Source organism: Streptomyces sp. NRRL WC-3549 (assembly GCF_000721935.1).
Taxonomy (GTDB): domain Bacteria; phylum Actinomycetota; class Actinomycetes; order Streptomycetales; family Streptomycetaceae; genus Streptomyces.
The window spans coordinates 93,411-97,232 of sequence record NZ_KL585426.1 but is presented as its reverse complement, the minus strand read 5'-3'; the positions used below and the strand labels follow the sequence as shown (position 1 = coordinate 97,232).

The following is a 3,822-nucleotide window of genomic DNA, read 5'->3' as shown; positions in this document are numbered from 1 at the left end:
GGGCGGGCAGACCGTACGGGCCACCACGGGGACCGCGATCCACCAGGCCCTGTGCGGACGGGCCGACAGCAGCACCCCGATCACCATCCAGGTGGAGGGGACGATCAACCACGGCAACACCGAGAAGGTGTCGGGCGGCAGTTGCAACACCGCCGCCGGGGTCATCGAGCTCAAGCAGATCAGCAACGTCACGATCGTCGGAGTGGGCGGCGGGGCCGTCTTCGACCAGGTGGGCATCCACGTCCGCGAGTCCAGCAACATCATCATCCAGAACGTCACCGTCAAGAACGTCAAGAAGTCCGGCTCCCCCACGTCCAACGGCGGTGACGCCATCGGCATGGAGAAGGACGTCCGCAACGTCTGGGTGGACCACACCACCCTGGAGGCCTCGGGCGGCGAGTCCGAGGGCTTCGACGGCCTCTTCGACATGAAGAACAACACCCAGTACGTGACCCTCTCCTACAGCATCCTGCGCAACTCCGGCCGCGGCGGCCTCGTCGGGTCCAGCGAGAGCGACCTGTCGAACACCTTCATCACCTACCACCACAACCTGTACGAGAACATCGACTCCCGCGCTCCTCTGCTCCGCGGCGGCGTGGCCCACATCTACAACAACCACTACGTGGGGCTCAGCAAGTCGGGCATCAACTCCCGTGCCGGGGCCCGCGCCAAGGTGGACAACAACTACTTCGAGGACTCCAAGGACGTCCTGGGCACCTTCTACACCGACGCGGCCGGCTACTGGCAGGTCAGCGGCAACGTCTTCGACAACGTGACCTGGTCCGCCCCGGGCACCGACAACAAGCCGGCCGGGCCGAACCCGCAGTCCAACACCTCGGTCGGCGTGCCCTACGCGTACAGCCTGGACGGGGCCGCCTGCGTGCCGTCCGTGGTGAGCGGGACGGCGGGCGCCGGCAAGGGGCTGAAGGTGTCGGACGGCAGCTGCTCGCCCCAGACCCCGGAGCCGACCGAGCCCACCCCCGACCCGACCGACCCGACCGTCCCCAACCCGCCGGGCGGGACCAACCTCAGCATCGGGGCGGGCTCGGACGGATCGAGCAAGGCCTCCGGGACGAGCTACGGCGACGTCCGCGACGGAGACATGAGCACCTACTGGTCGCCGTCCGGCTCGACCGGTTCCGTCTCGATCAAGTGGAACACCGCCACCGGCGTCTCCAAGATCAACGTCCGGGAGGCCGCCGGCGCCACGGGTGCCATCGGCTCCTGGAGGGTCAGCAACGCCGACACCGGCGCGGTCCTGGCCTCCGGCAGCGGGGCGGGCGTCATCACGTTCCCCAAGACCTCGCTGCGCAAGCTCACCTTCGAGATCACCAGCTCGACGGGCACCCCGAAGATCGCCGAGTACGAGACCTACGCCGGTTGACGGCACGGTCCCGCCGGCACACCCGGCGGGACCACCGCGCGGGACCCCGGCCGCCAGGAGCCCATCCGGGCCCCTGCGGCCGTCGACGGCGGCGACGAGTCCACGCCCACCGCCAACCGCCAGAGGATCTCCGTGCGGGAGGTAGGACCGCGCCCCCACCCGACCCCGCCCGGCTGCGGACGGAGCTCAGGCGCCTGCGCCGCAACGGGCTCGCCGTCGACAAGAGCGGTCCGAGAACGGCCTCTTCGCCGCCGGCGTGCCGGTGCGCGACCAGGACGGCACACGGACGTGGCCGAGCCGCGCTGACCCCGGCGGTCCGCGCGGCAGGCACACGTCCACCTCCACGCCGACACACCGCCCGGGACAAGCGACAGGGAAGGACATAAGATGTCTGACGTCCTAAGTCTGGAAGGTCACGTGTGAGGAGCCGCGTTGAACCCTGACCCTGTACCCGGAGAGAAGGCGGGCGGCGACCACCGCCTCGCCCTCATAGGCGCCGGTGCCATCGCCCGCGACCACGTCACCGCACTCGCGGGCGTCCCGGGGGTGCGGCTGGCCCACGTCGTCGACCGGCACCCCGAGCGGGCCGCCGCGCTGGCGGCCCTCGCCGAGGGCGCCACCTGGTCCACCGACCCCGCGACCGCTTGGTCCGACGGCGTCGACGTCACCGCCGTCTGCACCTCCCCCGAGTCGCACGCCGATCTCACCGTGGCCGCGTTCGGCGCTGGCAAGGCCGTCCTGCTGGAGAAGCCCGCCGCGCTGAAGGTGGCCGACGTCGACCGCATCCTCTCGGCCGCGGAGAACGCCGGCCGGCCCCTGCTCGTCGCTCAGACGGCCCGTTTCCAGCCCGTCCACCTCGAAATCGCCCAGGCGGTCGCCGACGGTGCGATCGGCACGCCCCGGCTGGCCCACCTCACCTGGTACACCGGGCACGTCTGGCCCGGAGGCTGGCGGGGCTGGCAGCTCGACCCGTCCCGCTCCGGAGGCCACGTCGCCCACAACGGCGTACACGCCCTGGACCTGCTGACCTGGCTCATGGACGACGAACCGGTCCGGGTCTTCGCGCGCCCCTGCCGTACGTGGGCGCCCGGCATGCCGACCCCCGACAGCTTCCAGATCCTCGTGCGCTTCGCCGGCGGCGCCCTCGCCACCGTCGAACTCTGCTACGCCCTCGCCGCACGCGGCACGTTCGTCCGCCGCCTGATGCTCTCGGGCACCGCCGGGACCCTGCACCACAGCAGCGAGGACGAGCCCCGCACGCACGGCGCGTCGCCCCTCGCCCCCGCTTCGATCGACGGTGCGATGACCGAGCAGACCAGGCATCTGCGTGACGTACTCGACGGGGCCGCGGCCCCGCTGACCGCGCCCCACCAGATACGCGCCGCACTCGCCGCCGCCCTGGCGGCTCAACTCAGCGCGGACGAAGGACGTCCCGTCGACGTCAAGGAGGTCTGCTGAGATGCGTGTCCTCATCGTGTCCGGGGTCCGGCACGCCCGTGACTACGTACCGCTGCTGCGGTCCCTGCCCGGCATCGAGGTCGTCGGCTGCGCCGACACCCCCGACAGCCCCTTCGCCGAGGACGACGCCGCCCTCGCGAGCGCGACCGGCATCCCGCTGCTCGACCTCGACCAGGGCCTCGCCTCCTGCGACATCGCCCTGGTGTGCAGCGAGCCCACGCGCCACGTCGACCTGGCGGTGCGCGCGCTCGAAGCGGGCCGCCACGTGCTGGTCGACAAACCCGCGGCGACCGACACCCGCGGTGCTCAGCGCCTGTGGGAGGCCGCGGACCGCGCCCCGGGGCTCCTCACCTCCGTACACCGCCTCTACTCGCCGCAGCTCGTGCGCGCACGGCGCATCGTGGACTCCGGCGCGATCGGTCTGCCCCTGGCGGTCGACGCGGAGTGGCTCGCGGCCGGCGGACTGGACGGAACCACCGTCGAACGCCCCGAACTCGTCTGCGATCCCGCCCTGTCCGGCGGTGGCGAACTGATGAACTTCGGCTGGTACCCGGCCCTGGCGATCCGCCACCTCACCGGCCTGGAGGTGGAGGAGGTCGTCGCCTTCAGCAGCGCCGCCCCGCACGCGCCGCTCTTCGCCGGTCCGCACGGTGCGTACGGCGTGGAGGACGCGGCCGTCCTCTCGCTCCGCCTGCGCAACGGGGTGGTGGCGACCGCCACCGTGGCGCGTACGCCCGCCGGTGTCGGGCCCGCCCCCGTCTCGTCCAATCTGCGGGCCCGCCCCCGTCTCGTCCAGTCTGCGCGTGCTCGGCTCGCACGGCCACGTGCTCGCCGACGAGGACGCCCCCTCGGTCACCGTGCGCGGGGCCAGCGGCGACCGCACCTCGCGCCAGGTCGGCGGGCCCGCCGGGGTGACGGCGCTGCGGCGGCTGTTCACCGAGTTCTGCGACGACATCCGCCACGGACGCACGCCGTTGGTG

The 3,822-nt window shown here is 72.3% G+C and carries 3 protein-coding genes; all 3 read left to right on the top strand.

Annotated elements, in window-relative coordinates:
- The coding region (locus IH13_RS38740) for a pectate lyase family protein (RefSeq protein ID WP_031088957.1) at positions 1-1,384 on the top strand (1,384 nt) is incomplete at its 5' end.
- A gap of 432 nt (positions 1,385-1,816) precedes the next feature.
- A complete protein-coding gene (locus tag IH13_RS0128880) occupies positions 1,817-2,842 on the top strand; it encodes a Gfo/Idh/MocA family protein (protein ID WP_031088955.1) in 1,026 nt (341 codons plus the stop codon).
- Between the two features lies 1 nt (position 2,843).
- On the top strand, positions 2,844-3,822 hold a 979-nt coding region (locus IH13_RS38735; protein WP_234433426.1), incomplete at its 3' end, for a Gfo/Idh/MocA family protein.